We start from the raw sequence: 16862 nt of genomic DNA on the forward strand, positions 1-16862 counted from the left end.
TCAGTCGGCGACGGCGACGAGCCCCAGCTCCGCCGTCGACAACAGCAGCGGATGCCGCGGCACCACGCGCACCGTGTAGCCGAACGCGCCCGCGCGATCCAGCACGAGGGACCCCGTGTAGAGGTGCTCGCCCGCGGAGAGCTGCGCCGCGGCATCCGCGACCTCGAGCTCGGCGTGCTGGGCGGCGTCGATCGTCTCGTCGGCACGGCTGCGCCCGTAGACGACCTCGACCCGCACGTCGTCGGGCGACAGCTCGCCGAGCCGCACGACCGCGCGAAGCTGCAGCTCGTCGCCGACGTGCGGTGCGTCGATGCCGCCCGACTCGACATGTGCGACCTGCACGCCGGGCCATGCCGCACGCACCCGGCCACCCCAGCTCGAGAGTTCGCGGGCTCCCCGCGCGCTCTCGGCCGCGACAGTGGCGAAGTGCTCGGCCGCCGGACGGTACAGGCGCTCGACGTACTCGCGCACCATTCGATCGGCGCCGAGGTCGGGCGCGAGCACCGCGAGGGTCTCACGCACGCGGCGCACCCACTCGACCGGAACGCCGTCACCGTCGCGCTCGTAGTAACGCGTCGCGACCCGGTGCTCGAGCAGGTCGTAGAGGGCGGCCGCCTCGAGAGCGTCGCGCTCCCCCGCGTCACCCGCGGCATCGGCGGAGGGGATGACCCATCCGAAGTCGTCGCCCGCGAACTCCGCCCACCAGCCGTCGAGGATCGAGAGGTTCAGGGCGCCGTTCATCGCCGCCTTCATGCCCGAGGTGCCGCACGCCTCCAGCGGGCGCAGGGGGTTGTTCAGCCACACGTCGCAGCCGGGGTAGAGCTTCTCGGCCATGCTCATGTCGTAGTCGGGCAGGAAGACGATGCGCTCCCGCAGCTCGGGCTGCTGGGCGAACTGCACGAGCTGCTGGATCAGTCGCTTGCCCTCGTCGTCGGCGGGGTGCGACTTGCCCGCGATGACGAACTGCACCGGTCGCTCGGTATTCGTGAGGATCGCCTTCAGCCGCTCGGGATCCTGCAGCATGAGCGTGAGCCGCTTATAGGTCGGCACCCGGCGGGCGAACCCGACCGTGAGCGTGTCGGGGTCGAGCACCTGCGACACCCACTTCGGCGGTTCGGCGCCCGAGTGCTGTTCGCGCCAGGATGCCGCGAGCCGGCGCCGGGCGTCGTCGACGAGCTGCTGGCGCATGGCGCGTTTGACCGACCAGAACTCGCCGTCGGCGAGCGCGAGGCTGCGCCAGTCGGCGTGCTCGGTGTCTCCGGTGCCGAGTCGTGTCTCGGCGAGGCCGAGCAGGGCGGGGTCCGTCCAGGTGGGAGCGTGCACGCCGTTCGTGATCGAGGTGATCGGTACCTCCTCGGCGTCGAAGCCCGGCCACAGGTCGCCGAACATGCGACGGCTCACCTCGCCGTGCAGCTTCGAGACGCCGTTCGCGTGCTGGGCGAGCCGCAGGCCCATGACCGCCATGTTGAACGCGCTCGTCGCGGGGTCGGCTCCGGGCTCGACGCCGAGGGCGAGCGCGTCGGCCGGATCGACGCCGGGCAGCAGCGAACCCGACAGGTACCGCTCGACGAGGGCGCGGTCGAAGCGGTCGATGCCGGCGGGCACCGGAGTGTGCGTCGTGAAGACGGTGCCGGCGCGCACGAGCTGCAGCGCAGCGGCGAACGTGAGGCCCTCACCGATGTACGTCGCGATGCGCTCGAGGCCGAGGAAGCCGGCGTGACCCTCGTTCATGTGGAAGACGTCGGGGGCGGGGCATCCGCTCAGTTCCGTCCACGCGCGAATCGCACGGGCGCCGCCGATGCCGAGCAGCAGCTCCTGCAGCAGACGGTGCTCACCGCCGCCCCCGTAGAGGCGGTCGGTGACCGAGCGCAGTTCGTCGGAATTCGTGGGGATGTCGGTATCGAGCAGCAGCAGCGGAATGCGGCCGACCGCGGCCTTCCACACCCGCGCGTGCAGCGAACGGTCGTCGGGCAGGGCGAGCGTCACCTGCACCGGGGCCCCGTCGGGTGCGCGCAGCAGCGTGAGCGGCAGGCCGTCGGGGTCGAGCACCGGGTAGCGCTCCTGCTGCCAGCCGTCGGGCGAGATCGACTGCGAGAAGTACCCGGCCTTGTAGAAGAGCCCGACGCCCACGATCGGCACGCCGAGGTCGGATGCCGCCTTCAGGTGATCGCCCGCGAGGATGCCGAGCCCGCCGGAGTACTGCGGCAGCGCGGCGGTGATGCCGAACTCGGGCGAGAAGTACGCGATGGTGCGCGGCGTCTCGGCGCCGAGCGACTGGAACCAACGGGGCTCGGCGAGGTATTCGCGCAGCGCCGCTCGCTCATGCTCGGCCCACTCGACGTAGCCGCCGTCGCTCGCGAGCTCGGCGAGTCTCGCAGGCGCGACCTCACCGAGGAACGCGACCGGGTCGTGATCGGAGGCCTGCCAGAGCTCTGGATCGACGTGCTGGAACAACCGGCGGGTCGGTTCGTGCCACGCCCAGCGGAGGTTCGCGGCGAGCTCTTCGAGCGCACCGAGCTCGGCAGGGATGACCGCGCGGACCGTGAACTTGCGAATCGGCTTCACGGCTCCACCCTAGGAGCCGCAGATGTCGGTTGCGTGAACGCCGCCTACGCGAGCGCGAGGTACTGGTGCACGAACGCGACCGCCATGCCGCCCTCACCGACGCCAGCCGCAACCCGCTTCACCGAGCCCGAGCGCACGTCGCCGATCGCGAACACGCCCGGAGTACTCGTCTCGAGCGCGAACGGCCGGCGTTCGAGACCCCACTGCGGGCTCGCTGCCGCGTCTGCCCCGGTGAGGATGAACCCGTGCGCGTCACGGGCGACGCCGTCAGGCATCCACTCGGTCACCGCGTCGGCGCCGATCATGACGAACACGACGCCCGCCTCGGTTCGCACGGTCTCCCCGCTGGTTCGCTCGGCGACGTCGATGGCCTCGAGGCTCGATCCGCCGTGCAGTGCGACGATCTCGCTGCGGGTCTGCACCCGCACGCCGTCGTTGGCGGCGATCTGGTCGATGAGGTAGCGCGACATGCTGGCCTCGAGCGATTCGCCGCGCACGAGCATCGTGACCGATCGCGCATGACGTGCGAAGAAGAGCGCGGCCTGGCCGGCCGAGTTGCCGGCGCCGACGATGCAGACATCGGCGCCCTGCGCGATCGAGGCGTCGCTACGGGCAGCGCCGTAGTAGACGCCGTTGCCGCGGAACCGGTCGATACCCGGCACCGGCAGCGAGCGCCACGCCACGCCGGTCGCGATGATGACCACGGGCGCCCGCAGCACGTCGCCGCCGTCGAGCACGATCTCGACCCCTGCGGCTCCGGCGCTCGGCACGATCGACTCCACCGTGCGGGTCACCACGATCTCGGCGCCGAGCCGCTTCGCCTGCTTCAAGGCGCGGCTCGCGAGATCGTCGCCCGAGATGCCGAACGGGAACCCGGTGTAGTTCTCGATACGCGTCGAGGTGCCGGCCTGCCCGCCCGGAGCGACGGACTCGATCACGACCGTGCGCAGTCCCTCCGCGGCGCCGTTGACGGCAGCGGTGAGCCCCGCGGGCCCGGCACCGAGGATGACGACGTCGTAGTCGGATGCCGCGGGCACGACGTCGAGCCCGACCGCCGTCGCGACCTCGCGGAGCGACGGGTCGACCGAACGCGCTCCGCCGTGTTCGAGGATCGGGTACCGCTCCCCGGGCACCGGATCGTCGAGGGTCGTGCGCTCGAACGCGACCTGATTGCGGATGAGGAAGCCGGTGACCTCATGGGTTCGGGCATCCGATCGGGGCCCGATGACCCGCACGTCGGTCTCGAGCCGCTCGGCCGCCATCTCCTGCAGCGAATCGAGGTAGCGACGAGCGAGGCCTGCGACGCGGGCGGGGATCGACGGCGCCGCCGCTGCGAGCTTGTAGTAGACCGTGACGTCGAGCTTGATGATGCGCGCGCCCTCCGCGGCATCCGCTGCCCGACCACTCGCGGGGAACGGCGTGCTCAGCGTCATGGGCACCTCGCCGAAGAACTGCCCCGGCTTCCGGCGGCCGATCACCCGTTCCTCGCCGTTGATCACCTTCGTGATCTCGACGCCGCCCTCGACGACGATGAAGAGCGCCCGCTCGTCGCCCTCGTGCGCGAAGTACTCTCCGGGCACGAGGCGGATGTCCTCGACCGCCCGCGCGAGTTCGTCGAGCGTCGCCTCGGGCACCGGCGCGAAGATCGGGATGCCGCGGAGCGTCTCGGCGGTGATCATCGGTCTCGCCCTGGCACCATGCGCTGACGGTATCCACGCCGAGACCTGCCGTCAACAGATCCGGCCCGGCCATGACGTTCCGGCCGCGTTCGCGAGTGCGATCCGGTTGAGACGCGCTACGGTCGAAACGTGACGACCGCCCCCGTGCTCGCCGGCCGGATCCCAGTGACCCGGCTGACTCCCGCTGTGCCCGATGCGCGTTGGCGCCCCAAGGCGTTCGAGGGCGAGGTGGTGCCGTTCCGCGCGACCGTGTTCCGCGAGGGGCACGATCAGGTGGGCGCGATGCTCGTCATCACGAGCCCGTCAGGGCAGGTGCGACACGAGCGGATGTCTCCGCTGGCGGCCGGCACCGATCGGTGGGAGGTCGAGGTACTCCTCGACCAGGTCGGCGAGTGGCACTGGCACGTGACGGGGTTCGACGACGAGGTCGCGACGTGGCGGCACGACGCCGCGCTCAAGGTCGACGCAGGGGTCGACGCCGAGCTCATGTTCGAGCTCGGCGCCCGCCTGCTCGACCGGGCCGTCGCCGAGAAGGCCCGGCCGCTCGCGGCACGCAAACGGCTGTCGACGCTCGCCGCCGGGCTGCGCGATGACGCGGCATCCGTCGCCGCTCGCCGCCCGCTCATCGACGACCCGGCCCTCGCCGAGTTCGACGTGCGGCCCCTCGCGCGGCTCTCGACGGACTCCCCCGAGCACACGATCCTCGTCGAACGCCGGCACGCGGGCGTCGGCGCCTGGTACGAGTTCTTCCCGCGATCCGAAGGGGCGAAGCAGCTGAAAGACGGCTCGTGGAAGTCGGGCACCTTCCGCAGCGCGGCGAAGCGCCTCGACGGCGTCGCCGCGATGGGCTTCGACGTCGTCTACCTGCCGCCGATCCACCCGATCGGGGTAACGAACCGCAAGGGGCGCAACAACACGCTCGACCCGGGCCCACATGACCCCGGCTCCCCCTGGGCGATCGGCGGACCGCTCGCCGACGGCACGCCGGGCGGCCACGATGCCGTGCACCCCGACCTCGGCACGCTCGCCGACTTCCGCGCCTTCGTGCGACGTGCCGCCGCCCTCGGCATCGAGGTCGCGCTCGATCTCGCCCTGCAGGCCGCGCCCGATCACCCGTGGGTGGCGGAGCATCCCGACTGGTTCACGCAGTTGCCCGACGGCACGATCCGCTACGCCGAGAACCCGCCGAAGAAGTACCAGGACATCTATCCGGTGAACTTCGACGACGACCCCGAGGGCATCTTCGCCGAGGTGCTGCGGGTCGTCCGGCACTGGATGAAGCAGGGCGTGCGCATCTTCCGCGTCGACAACCCGCACACGAAGCCCCTCGCGTTCTGGGAGCGGCTGATCGCGGCGGTGAACGCGGACGACCCGGGCGTCGTGTTCCTCGCCGAGGCCTTCACCCGCCCGGCGATGATGCAGGCGCTGGCGATGGTCGGCTTCCAGCAGTCGTATTCGTACTTCACCTGGCGGAACACGAAGACCGAGCTCGAGGAGTTCCTGACGAGCGTGTCGCAGGAGACCGCCGACTTCATGCGGCCGAACCTCTTCGTCAACACCCCCGACATCCTCACCGAGTACCTCCAGTTCGGCGGCCCGGCCGCGTTCACCGTGCGCGCGACCATCGCCGCGACGGCCGCGCCGCTGTGGGGCGTGTACGCGGGCTTCGAGCACTTCGAGTCGGTCGCCCGCCCCGGCGCCGAAGAGGCGATCGACAACGAGAAGTACGAGTACAAGCCTCGCGACTTCGCAGCCGCCGAGCGCGAGGGGCGTTCACTCGCGCTCTACCTCGGCATCCTCAACCGCATCCGCGCCGAGCACCCGGCGCTCGGCCAGCTCCGCAACATCCGCTTCCACGCGAGCGACGACGACTCGGTGCTCGTCTACTCGAAGCACCTCGAGGGCCGCTTCACCGGCAGTGGCAACGGACACGGCGCCGACGACACGATCATCGTGGTCGCGAACGTCGACCCGCACTCGGTGCGGGAGACGACCGTGCACCTCGACCTCGAGGCGCTCGGCCTCCCGCCCGGAGCCCGCTTCGAGGTCGACGAACTCGTCACCGGTGAACGGTGGGAGTGGGGCGCCGACAACTACGTGCGGCTCGACGCCTTCACGCGGCCCGCGCACATCCTGCACGTGAGAAGGGTCACGGATGCCTGAACCGCTCGCCGCTCCCGTCATCGCCGACGAGGTGCTCGCCGCCGTCGCCGAGGGGCGCCACCACGACCCGCACTCGGTGCTCGGCCAGCACGGCTTCGAGGAGCCGCACCTCGAAGGGCCGCTCACGGCGATCCGCACGCGACGGCCACTCGCCGAGTCGGTCGCCGCGGTGTTCGCCGACGGAGGCGAGATCGCGCTCGAGCACATCGGTCACGGCATCTGGGCGGGGGCCGGCATGTTCGGCCCGCGCGACTACCGGGTGCGCGCCCGCTACGCCGACCGTTCGGAGTGGACGAGCGACGACCCGTATCGCTTCGCGCCGACGATCGGCGAGCTCGACCTGCACCTCATCGGCGAGGGCCGGCACGAGGAGCTCTGGCGCGTGCTCGGCGCACACTACCGCGAGCACTGGGGCGTCTCCGGCAGCGTGAGCGGCACCGCGTTCACCGTGTGGGCGCCGCGCGCGTCCGCAGCCCGCGTGGTGGGAGCGTTCAACCGCTGGGACGGCACGGGGCACGCGATGCGCAGCATGGGCCCGACCGGCGTCTGGGAGCTCTTCATCCCCGACGTCGAGCCCGGCGCGGTCTACAAGTTCGAGCTCCTCACGGCCGCCGGCGACTGGATCATGAAGTCCGACCCGATGGCCCGGCAGGCCGAGATCGCCCCCGCCACCGGATCGGTGGTCTCCGTGAGCACGCACGGCTGGGCCGACGGCGAATGGATGTCCCGCCGTGCCGCCGCCGACCTGCACGCGCTGCCCATGAGCATCTACGAGCTGCACCTCGGCTCGTGGCGCCCCGGCAAGGGCTACCGCGACGTCGCCGACGAGCTCATCGAATACCTCGAGTGGCTGGGCTACACGCACGTCGAGTTCATGCCGCTCGCGGAGCATCCGTTCGGCGGCTCATGGGGCTACCAGGTGACGGGCTACTACGCCGCCACCTCGCGGTTCGGCTCCCCCGATGACCTGAAGTACCTCATCGACCGGCTGCACCAGGCGGGCATCGGCGTGATCATGGACTGGGTGCCCGGGCACTTCCCGAAAGACGAATGGGCACTCGCCCGCTTCGACGGGCAGCCGCTCTACGAGCACGCCGATCCGCGCCGCGGCGAGCAGCTCGACTGGGGCACCTACGTCTTCGACTACGGCAACCCGCGGGTGCGCAACTTCCTCGTCGCCAACGCCCTCTTCTGGTTCGAGGAGATGCACGTCGACGGGCTGCGGGTCGACGCGGTCGCCTCGATGCTCTACCTCGACTACTCGCGGGCCGAGGGCGAATGGCTGCCGAACGTGCACGGCGGCCGTGAGAACCTCGAGGCGATCGCCTTCCTGCAGGAGACGACCGCGACCGCCTACAAGCGCAATCCCGGCATCGTCATGATCGCCGAGGAGTCCACGAGCTGGCCGGGCGTCACCGCCCCCACCGAGAGCGGCGGCCTGGGGTTCGGCTACAAGTGGAACATGGGCTGGATGCACGACTCGCTGCAGTACATCCAGAACGACCCGATGTACCGCTCGCACCACCACCACGACCTCACGTTCTCGTTCCTCTACGCGTTCAGCGAGCACTTCGTGCTGCCGATCAGCCACGACGAGGTCGTGCACGGCAAGGGCTCGCTCGTGCGCAAGATGCCGGGCGATCACTGGCAGCAGCTCGCGAACGTGCGCGCCTACCTCGCCTTCATGTGGGCGCACCCCGGCAAGCAGCTGCTCTTCATGGGGCAGGAGTTCGGCCAGCTCTCCGAATGGAGCGAGGAGCGCGGCCTCGACTGGTGGATCCTCGACCAGCCGAGCCACCGGCAGCTCGCCGAGTTCGTCGGCGCACTGAATCGCGGCTACCGGGCGACGCCGGCACTCTGGCAGCTCGACGACGATGCGGCCGGGTTCGAATGGATCGAGGGCGGCGCGGCCGCCGAGAACGTCATCGCGTTCCTCAGGTACGACCGCGAGCGACGACCGCTCCTCTGCGTCGTGAACTTCTCGGGGGTGCCGCACGAGGGCTTCCGCCTCGGCATGCCGAGCGCCGGGCGCTGGCGCGAGGTCATGAACTCGGATGCCGCGGAGTTCGGCGGCTCAGGGGTCGGCAACCTCGGCGGGGTCGATGCGATCGAGGCGCCGTGGGCGGGGCGGCCGGCATCGGCGTCGTTCACGCTGCCGCCGCTCGGGGCGGTCTGGTTCGCGCTCGAGACGACCGACTGACCGGTCGGGCGCGTCAGTACAGCAGCGTCGTGAGGCGTCGCCGTGCCACGGCGACCCGCGGGTCGTCGGTGCCGACGACCTCGAAGAGCTCGACGATGCGCTCGCGCACGAGCTTCTTGCCGTCGGCGTCGAGCTCGGGGAACATCGTCAGCAGTCGATCGAACGCGTCGTCGACGTGGCCGCCCGAGAGGTCGAGATCGGCGACGTCGAGCTGCGCGTCGAGATCCTTCGGGGCGGCAGCGGCGGCGTTGCGGATCTCATCCAGCGTCTTGCCGTGCAGCCGTCCGAGCAGGTTCGCCTGGGCGAGACCGGCGACGGCGAGCGAATCACGCGGGTCCTGCGCGATCGCCGTGCGGTACGCGGATGACGCGGCGGCGAAGTCGCCCCGCTCGATCGCGTCGTACGCCTCTTGGTGCAGCGGCGGCAGCGGCGGCTCGACGGGTTCCGCCGGAGCACCGTCTTCGGCGGCACCTGGCTCACCGGTCTCGATGCTGCCGGTCACGCCGTGCTGGCCGGCGAGCTCGAGCAGTTGGTCGAACACCTGGTCGATAACCTCGTCGGGCTGCTCGCCCGTGAACAGCGGCACGGGCTGACCGGCGACCACGGCGACGATCGTCGGGATGGCCTGGGCCTGGAAGGCCTGCACGAGCTGCGGGCTGCGATCGGCGTCGGCCGCCGCGAGCACGAGTCGACCCGCGCGAGCACGCACGAGGCGTTCGAGCGTCGCGAGGAGGGCCTTGGACGGCTCGCTCCAGGTCGCCCACAGCGCCACGATGACCGGGACCGTGCGCGAGAGTTCGAGCGTGGAGCCGAAGGCTGCGTCATCCGTCTCGAAGACGATCTGATCGCTCGGGCCGGATGCCGCGTGCGCACCCTGTGCGCCCGCGGGGCTCTGCGCCTGACGCTGCACGAGCGCCGAGAGGTCGACGGCACCGCGAAGCGCTGCGCCGGAAGGGGGAATCGGGTTGGTCACGGTACCTCCGAAGCTCCGATGAGACTCTCCGACCAGCCGAGCAGACGGATCTGGTCCTCAGATTCGTTGCCGACGCCCGGAACGTAGAACAGCAGTTGGATGCCGATGACGCGCTGCACGCCCTTCGCGCTCTTGCCGGTGAACCCGGAGAGCGCCGCAGCGGGACCCGGCTGGAATCCGATCGTACCGCCGTCGTTGGGGACGACGTTCTCGGTCTGCTCGATCGAGACCGACACGAGCGCGCCGGCGTCGTTCGTGGCGAGGGCGATCGTGGGGCTGTCACCCACCGCGTTCGAGTAGCTCGCGTCGACGGTCGCCGGGAGGCCGTCGTTGATGGCCTTCTGCCCGGCCGGCCCGAGCTGCTGCATGAGGGTGTCGCCCTCGGCGTCGAACATCGGGTAGAACTCGGATGCCTCGCCCTTCAGCAGCACGTCGGCATACGCAGCGGCCACCTGACCGGTCGGCATCACGAGCCCCTTGAACTCGGGCGAGATCGGCGCCGCGCCGATCGACGCGGGAGCGACCTCGGGCACCTCGGCGTCGGGTGCGAGGGAGATGGCGTAGAGGATCTTGTAGTTCTCACGCGGCGACTGCTGTACGAGCGTGAGGGCGCTCGGAGCGATCGTCGGGTCATCCGAGTTCTTGGCGATCGTGAGCACCGTGCGGGGCCAGCCCGTGGCCTGCTGCGGCAGCGTCAGGGTGAGCGGCGAAGCCGGGATCGGCGTCGGAAGCGGGTGCTCGGCGAGGGAACCGCGGATGGCGTAGTTGGCCGTGCGCGCCTCGAGTGCCGGGCCGGTGAAGCGCTCGGCGGCGACCGTGGCATCGCGTGACGCGTCGACGTCGGTGGCGAAGACCGCGACGCGGCGCATGATGCGCTCCATCTGGGGCACGGTCACCGCGGGCTGGGTCACGGGGGTGTCTTCTTCGGGCTCATCGGTCGGCACGGGCGTTGCCGGAGCCGTCGCCGGAGCCGTGGTCTCGGGTGCCGCCTGCTGGTCGAAGTTCGGCCAGTAGTCGGCCGAGCATGCGGAGAGCGCCAGCGCCGGGATGACGAGCAACGGGACGATGGCGACGCGCTTCGCCCGGCCGATGGAGCGACGTCCGCCGCCGATCTGGGTGCGACCCGGCTTCGGAGCGCTCGGCAGCTTGCCGCGCGGGCCCTTCGGCAGGTTCCGGCGGGGGCCGCGCATGCGCCGGTGGTTCATGAACCCGGCGATCACGAGTGCGATGCCGACGAGGAACACCAGCGCGCCGCCGACGATCAGGGGGCCGGCCCACGGCGTCGCATTGTCGAGCGGCCAGTCGATCTTCACGCGCGAGGGCAACTCGTCGCCGCCGTCAGCACTGACCAGCAGGGCGATGTCGTCGGGGACGTCGATCGTCGTGGTGAGCACGAGGTCGTCGGTGAACTCGTCGAGCCAGAGGTCGGAACCGGAGGGTGACGGCTCTTCGGGGGCGACGGCGTCGGCCTCGGTCCCGGTCGTCGGCGGCGTCGTCGGGGCCACGGGAGTCGAATCGTCGACCGGCTTCGGGACGACGATCTCGTTCGTCAGCTCGTCGGCTCCCTCGTCGTATCCGACCGAGACATACGGAGTGTCGCCCAGCCAGGCCTCCACATCGGAGCTGCGCCCGTAGGAGAGGAACGCCTTCGGGGATCCCGACACCGTGATCGTCTGCTTGCCCGGATGTGCGGCCAGCGCCTCGGGCTCGACGACGATGAAGTCGGCCTCGCCGCCCGAGAGCTCGGCGGACATCGAGACACGGTCGGGCTCGAGGAAGACCGTGCGCTGGGCGATGCCGAGCCCGATCATCACGGCCGCGGCGATGAACGCCACGATTGCGAAGACGAAGCGCACGAACGGAACCTCCATTGCCGCCCTGGGCGGCCTCTGACACAGACATTCCAGACTACCGACGATTTCTGGGAGATCGCTAACCGATGGCTGCAAGTCCGGTGTCTCCGGGCGCCTCGCGCAACCCCGTACAATCGGACACACCATCCCGCATGCGCCCCCACGAACGCGGGACAGAGCCCGGAGGAAGAATGGCCGTCGAAGAGACCGAGTTCACGCAAGTGTTCCGCGGATATGACAAGGACGAGGTCGACAAGGCGATCAACGGCCTGCGTCGCGACATCATCGCCGCGAACAACCAGAGCACCGACAGCGTCAAGGAGAACAAGCGCCTCCTCGCTCGCATCGAGGAGCTGACGGCCGAACTCGAAGAGGTCGGCAGCCCCACGTTCTCCGGTCTCGGCACCAAGCTCGAGAACACCCTCCGCGTCGCGGAGGAGCAGTCCACTCGCCTCATCGCCCAGGCCGACATCGACGCGGAGAAGCTCCGTCGCGCGGCTGAAGACGAGGCGCACCTCATGCGCTCCGACGCGCACGAACTCGCCGAGCGCACGCTCACCGAGGCTCGCGCACAGGCCAACCGCATCCTCGAGAACGCGCGTTCCGAGGCCGACGACATGGTCTCGCGCTCCCACGAGGCCAGCGAACAGCTCCGTCAGGATGCTGCGCGCGACGCGGCAGCGATCCGTGGCGCGGTCGCCACCGAGACCGCGGAGATCCGCACGAGCGCCAAGCGCGAATCCGCGGCGATGATCGCGTCCGCCGAGCGCAAGTCCGCCGAGATCCTCCTGGCGGCCAACGCGGAGGCCACCGAAGCTCGCGCCACCGCTGCCGGCCTCACTCAGGAGACCGAGCAGACTCGCGCAGAGGTCGCCATCGAGCTCGACCGTGCCCGCGCCGAACTCGCTCGCGAGAGCGAGCAGGCCCGCATCGACCTCGCCGCCGAGACCGAGCAGTCGCGCCTCGACCTCGAGCGCGAATCCGCCGAGGCTCGCGCCGCCATCGACGCCGAGATCGCCGAGCGCCGCGCAGCACTCGTGCACGAGCTCGAGCAGGCTCGCAGCGACCTCGACCGCGAGCTCGAAGGCAGCCGGGTCGAACTGGTCCAGCAGCGCGAGCAGGCGAAGGTCGACCTCGAGCGCGAAGCCGAGGCGGCTCGCCTCAAGCTCCAGCACGAACTCGAGCGCATCCGGGCCAAGCACGCCGCCGATCTCGAGCAGATGCGAGCCGACCTCGCCCTCGAGCAGGAGCAGGCGCGCGCCGACTTCGACGCGGAGTCCGAGCAGGGCCGCATCGACCTCGACAACCAGCTCACCGCCATGCGCAAGAAGACCACGCACGAGGTCAACCGCATGCGTCGCGAGATCGAGAAGGCGCACCTCGACCTCGAATCCGAGTTGTCGACGAAGCGCGACGAAGCGGAGCAGGAACTGCTCGCCGCCCACCAGGAGGCGGTCGCGCAGACCCAGAAGTTCCTCGAGGACGCCAACGCCGAGCTCGCCGAGGCCGTCGCACGCACGGCCGAGAGCCGCGCAGAGGCCGACCGTCTCGAGACCGAGGTCCGGTCCGACATCGCGGTCGTTCGCGACAAGGCCGACGACGAGGCGCGCGACCGCATCGCGGCCGCGCACGAGCAGGCCCGCAAGCTCATCGCCGACGCCGAGGAGCGCACCCGCGCGCTCGTCGCCGACGCCGAGGACCGCCTCTCGCAGATCAAGATCGAGCGCGACGCCGTCGCCGGTTACTTCGAGAGCCTCCGCGGCGTGCTCACGCAGGCGGAGCAGATCGCGGCGAAGACCAAGTAGTTCGAGCAGAGGCGGCGGACCGTTCCATGAAGATCCAGAACGCGTTCCGCATCGGGCTGGTCGGCACCCTCGGCGTGGGTGTCGGCCTGCTCATCCTCAGCTCCATCGCGACGCTGTCGACGATCATCGCCTACGTCGGCATCGCACTGTTCCTGGCCCTCGGCCTCGATCCGGCAACCAGCTGGCTCGAGCGCCGAGGGCTTCCTCGTTGGGCGGCGATCCTGATCGTCATGAGCGGCGTTGGACTGCTCGTCGCCGCCCTCGTGGTCGCCGTCGTGCCGATCATCGTCGACCAGGTGAGCCAGCTCGTCGAGGAGATCCCGCGGATCATCGACCAGTCGAGCTCCCAGGACTGGATCGAGTACCTCGAAGAGCAGTTCCCGCAGGTTCCGGTCGACGAGATCAGCGATCAGGTCACGACCGGCCTCACCGACTTCTTCACCAATCCCGACAAGCTCAGCGAGCTCGCCGGCGGAGTGCTGCAGGTCGCCGTGGCGATCGGCGCCGGCGTGTTCGGCGTCGTCATCGTCTTCATCCTGACGCTCTACTTCGTGTCGTCCCTGAACACCATGAAGCGCGCCACCTACCAGCTCGTGCCGGCCTCGAAGCGCGAGCGCTTCGCCGACCTGACCGAGCAGATCACCCAGTCGGTCGGCCGCTACGTGCTCGGCCAGGTCTCGCTCGCCGCGGTCAACGGTGTCGCGAGCTTCGTCTTCCTCTCGATCATCCAGGCCCCGTTCCCGGCGGTGCTCGCCTTCCTCGCCTTCCTGTTCTCGCTCGTGCCGCTCGTCGGAACGCTGAGCGGCTCGGTGCTCATCGTGCTCGTCTGCCTGATCCCCGGCCTCGGTTCGCCGCTGACGGCCTTCGTGGCAGCGATCTACTACGTGATCTACATGCAGGTCGAGGCATACGTGCTGAGCCCGCGCATCATGAACCGCGCCGTGAAGGTGCCCGGCGCGCTCGTGGTCATCGCGGCGCTCGCGGGCGGATCGCTCGGCGGCGTGCTCGGCGCACTCGTCGCGATCCCGGTCGCCGCGGCCATCCTGCTCATCATCAAGCAGGTCGTCGTCCCGCATCAGAACGAGCGCTGAGCCGGGCGCAATGCGTCCGTCGGGCGCCGGAGCAGCTCGATCCGCTCTTCAGTCCGCTCGGTTCAGCTCGCGTCTGCGGGCCACACCGTCGGCAGCGGCAGGGCTGCGGGGTTGACCACTCCGACGATCTCGTCGAGCACCCGGCGGGTCTGGGACTCCCCCACCCACAGGTGCTTGCCGCCCGTCACGTCGATGCGCGTGACCTTCGGCACGCTCGCGAACCGCTCGGCGGCCTCGGCCGGTCGCAGGTAGTCGTCGAACTCCGGAATCAGTGCGACCAGTTCGGGCGCGGCGTGCTGCCACCGGGCGAGCTCCGCAGCACTTGTGCGGTGCAGCGGCGGCGAGAGCAGGATCGCCCCGTCGATGCCGTGGTCGAGTCCGTACTTCAGCGCGAGCTCCGTGCCGAAGGACCAGCCGACGAGCCACGGGTGCGGCAGTGCGCGCTCCGTCACGAACGACATCGCCGCCGCGACATCCGCTCGCTCTGCCACGCCCTCGCCGAAGGAGCCCTCACTCGTGCCGCGTGGCGAGACCGTGCCGCGCGTGTTGAAGCGCAGTACCGCGAGATCGGCGAGCGCCGGCAGCCGGGCCGCTGCCTTCCTGATGATGTGCGAGTCCATGAAGCCGCCGGCGGTCGGCAGCGGATGCAGCGTGACGAGCGTCGCGACGGGCGGCCGATCGAGCGGCGTCGCGAGTTCGCCGACGAGGGTCAGGCCGTCGGCCGTGTGCAGTTCGATCTCCTCGCGACGAGCGGGCAGCTCGACGCTCGCGCGGATCTCGATGGACGTGTCGCTCATGCTGCGCCAATCCTCCAGCAGTGGGTGTGCCAATGACGGCGCGAGGCCAGGTCGGCCGCGTCGCCGAGGACGCCGTCGGCGCGCCAGGCCACGAGATGCGCCACGCCCGGCGCGACATCCTGCCCGCAGCCCGGGCAGAGATACGCCTTCGCGGCCTGCGCCTCCGAGACGGGCTGGACGTTCCACTCGCGACCGCCGCGCACCTCGGTGCGTCGCCATCCCGAGGTGAGTCGTTCGACATCGAGCTCGGGATGCTCCTCGCGGGCTCGAGCCGCCCGACTCCGGGATCGGTTCGAACGCGCCATGGAATCCAGTCTAAGCTGCGCGCGGCGCGGGATCCGCTCCCCACCGCGACCCGGGACTGATCAGTACCAGCCGACGTCCTGCGAGTGCGCCCACGCGCCGCAGGGCGTGCCGTAGCGCCCGGAGACGTAGCCGAGCCCCCACTCGATCTGGGTCGCCGCATTGGTCTCCCAATCGGCACCGGCGGTCGCCATCTTCGAGCCGGGCAGTGCCTGCGGAATGCCGTACGCGCCGCTTCCGGCGTTGTACGCGTTCACGCGCCATCCGGATTCCTTGCTCCAGAGGGCCACGAGGCAGTCGAACTCGCTCGACGGCCATCCGCGTGCCGCGACGGCGCCGGCGGCATACGCCTGAGCCGAACCGGGGTCTGGCGTCACCGCGGGAGGAGCCCATCCGCTGCCCTGGCTCGTCGAAGCGGGGGCGAGTTTGACCTCGGGCTTCTTCTCGACGTCGTAGCTCTCGTGGCCGACGTCGATCGAGTACTCGCCGGCGACCTCGATCGCCTGCACCGCCTCACCGCCGAATCGGTCGTCTGCGCCGGCGCTCGCGAGATTCGACGATGCGATCGCCCCCGAGAACGGGTCGACGATGTTCACGAGGAGGAAGCTGACGGATGCCGCGAAAGCGAACACGACGGTCACGGCCTGCTTGACGCGGCCGACGCGAGGGGCTCTGGCGGCCGCCGCTCCGACCGTCGGCGCCGGTCGGACGAACGGCGAGGAATCGACGGGCGACGGGGTTGCGATCGTCTCAGGACGCGGCTGCCCGGCCTCGTCACTTCCCGCATGTCTACCCACGATTCGACGAGTGTATCGAAAGAGCGAGCAGAGATTCCAACTCGACGCGCACGTCAGCGAACCGCGAGCATCACGTCGACGACCGCGTCGAGCAGCAGGTCGACCTGGGCCTCGCGATAGCCGCCGCGCTGGGTCTTGAAGACGACGCCGCGCACGTCGTCGATCGAGATCGGCCAGCCGTCGCTGAAGTACCTCGTGAGCTTGTCCGCGAAGCGGTCGACGTCGCGAGTACTGTACCCGCGCACGAGCGGCGCGACGCGATCGAACCGGTGGCCCTCGGGGCGCGCCAGGCGGTTGGAGACGACTTGTGCCGTCGCGCGCGCCTCGGTGAGCCACGCCTCCCCGCCGTGCAGGCGAGCGGCCACCTGGCGCTCCTGGGCGGCGAAGGCGTCTTCCAGCCGCTCGAGGGCCTGATCGACATGGGTCGTGGAGTAGCCGCCCTTCTGCATCGCGAAGGCCGTCAACCGGATGCGATCCGAAGTCAGCGGCTCGTCGTCGGGGCGAGCGGTGCCGTCGTACGCACGCCGCGCCACCTGCAGGAACGATTCGACCTGAGCCGTGTTGTATCCGAGCTTGGGCTTGCGAGCGCGAGGGAAGGTGGAGTCCACCGCTCCATTATCACCGAGGGTCGGCGCG

General features: G+C 70.3%; 12 protein-coding genes. 4 read left to right on the forward strand and 8 right to left on the reverse strand.

What is annotated here, in order from left to right; genetic code table 11:
- On the reverse strand, positions 1-2565 hold the full coding sequence (glgP, locus tag ESP57_RS03185) for an alpha-glucan family phosphorylase (protein ID WP_129230520.1): 2565 nt from the start codon (positions 2563-2565) through the stop codon (positions 1-3).
- A 44-nt stretch (positions 2566-2609) separates the two neighbouring features.
- Positions 2610-4244, reverse strand: coding sequence for an FAD-dependent oxidoreductase (locus ESP57_RS03190; RefSeq protein ID WP_129230521.1), 1635 nt, complete (start codon positions 4242-4244; stop codon positions 2610-2612).
- A gap of 129 nt (positions 4245-4373) precedes the next feature.
- On the opposite strand from ESP57_RS03190, the gene ESP57_RS03195 reads away from it, so the two are divergent.
- Positions 4374-6407, forward strand: a complete 2034-nt coding sequence (locus tag ESP57_RS03195; protein ID WP_207904469.1) for an alpha-1,4-glucan--maltose-1-phosphate maltosyltransferase — start codon at positions 4374-4376, stop codon at positions 6405-6407.
- Complete coding sequence (glgB, locus tag ESP57_RS03200) at positions 6400-8607, forward strand: 1,4-alpha-glucan branching protein GlgB (protein ID WP_129230522.1); 2208 nt, start codon at positions 6400-6402, stop codon at positions 8605-8607. The genes ESP57_RS03195 and glgB overlap by 8 nt, the downstream gene beginning before the upstream one ends.
- A 13-nt stretch (positions 8608-8620) precedes the next feature.
- On the opposite strand, the gene ESP57_RS03205 is transcribed toward glgB, so the two are convergent.
- Both ESP57_RS03205 and ESP57_RS03210 read right to left on the reverse strand, forming a co-directional pair.
- Complete coding sequence (locus ESP57_RS03205; protein WP_056009520.1) at positions 8621-9580, reverse strand: tetratricopeptide repeat protein; 960 nt, start codon at positions 9578-9580, stop codon at positions 8621-8623.
- Complete coding sequence (locus tag ESP57_RS03210) at positions 9577-11436, reverse strand: DUF8094 domain-containing protein (RefSeq protein ID WP_129230523.1); 1860 nt, start codon at positions 11434-11436, stop codon at positions 9577-9579. Before ESP57_RS03210 ends, ESP57_RS03205 begins: the two co-directional genes overlap by 4 nt.
- A gap of 188 nt (positions 11437-11624) precedes the next feature.
- Between ESP57_RS03210 and ESP57_RS03215 the strand changes: the two genes are divergently transcribed.
- Positions 11625-13238 (forward strand): DivIVA domain-containing protein, encoded by a 1614-nt coding sequence (locus ESP57_RS03215; RefSeq protein WP_056009525.1) that lies wholly within the window; start codon positions 11625-11627, stop codon positions 13236-13238.
- A 26-nt stretch (positions 13239-13264) separates the two neighbouring features.
- On the forward strand, positions 13265-14329 hold the full coding sequence (locus ESP57_RS03220) for an AI-2E family transporter (RefSeq protein WP_056009527.1): 1065 nt from the start codon (positions 13265-13267) through the stop codon (positions 14327-14329).
- A gap of 62 nt (positions 14330-14391) precedes the next feature.
- Here ESP57_RS03220 and ESP57_RS03225 read toward each other — a convergent pair whose 3' ends face one another.
- The 4 genes from ESP57_RS03225 to ESP57_RS03240 form a co-directional block, all read right to left on the reverse strand.
- The gene (locus ESP57_RS03225) at positions 14392-15126 is read right to left on the reverse strand and encodes an alpha/beta hydrolase (protein WP_115957650.1); all 735 of its coding nucleotides are present in this window, start codon (positions 15124-15126) and stop codon (positions 14392-14394) included.
- Positions 15123-15431 (reverse strand): hypothetical protein, encoded by a 309-nt coding sequence (locus ESP57_RS03230; RefSeq protein WP_056009531.1) that lies wholly within the window; start codon positions 15429-15431, stop codon positions 15123-15125. Before ESP57_RS03230 ends, ESP57_RS03225 begins: the two co-directional genes overlap by 4 nt.
- A 60-nt stretch (positions 15432-15491) precedes the next feature.
- Positions 15492-16070 carry an aggregation-promoting factor C-terminal-like domain-containing protein gene (locus tag ESP57_RS03235; RefSeq protein ID WP_243648379.1) on the reverse strand — a complete coding sequence of 193 codons (579 nt, stop codon included), beginning with the start codon at positions 16068-16070 and terminating at the stop codon, positions 15492-15494.
- A gap of 209 nt (positions 16071-16279) precedes the next feature.
- Positions 16280-16834, reverse strand: a complete 555-nt coding sequence (locus ESP57_RS03240; protein ID WP_056009533.1) for a DivIVA domain-containing protein — start codon at positions 16832-16834, stop codon at positions 16280-16282.
- Positions 16835-16862 lie beyond the last annotated feature (28 nt).

Origin of the sequence: Agromyces fucosus, from assembly GCF_004134865.1 — a bacterium.
Classification (GTDB): domain Bacteria; phylum Actinomycetota; class Actinomycetes; order Actinomycetales; family Microbacteriaceae; genus Agromyces; species Agromyces fucosus.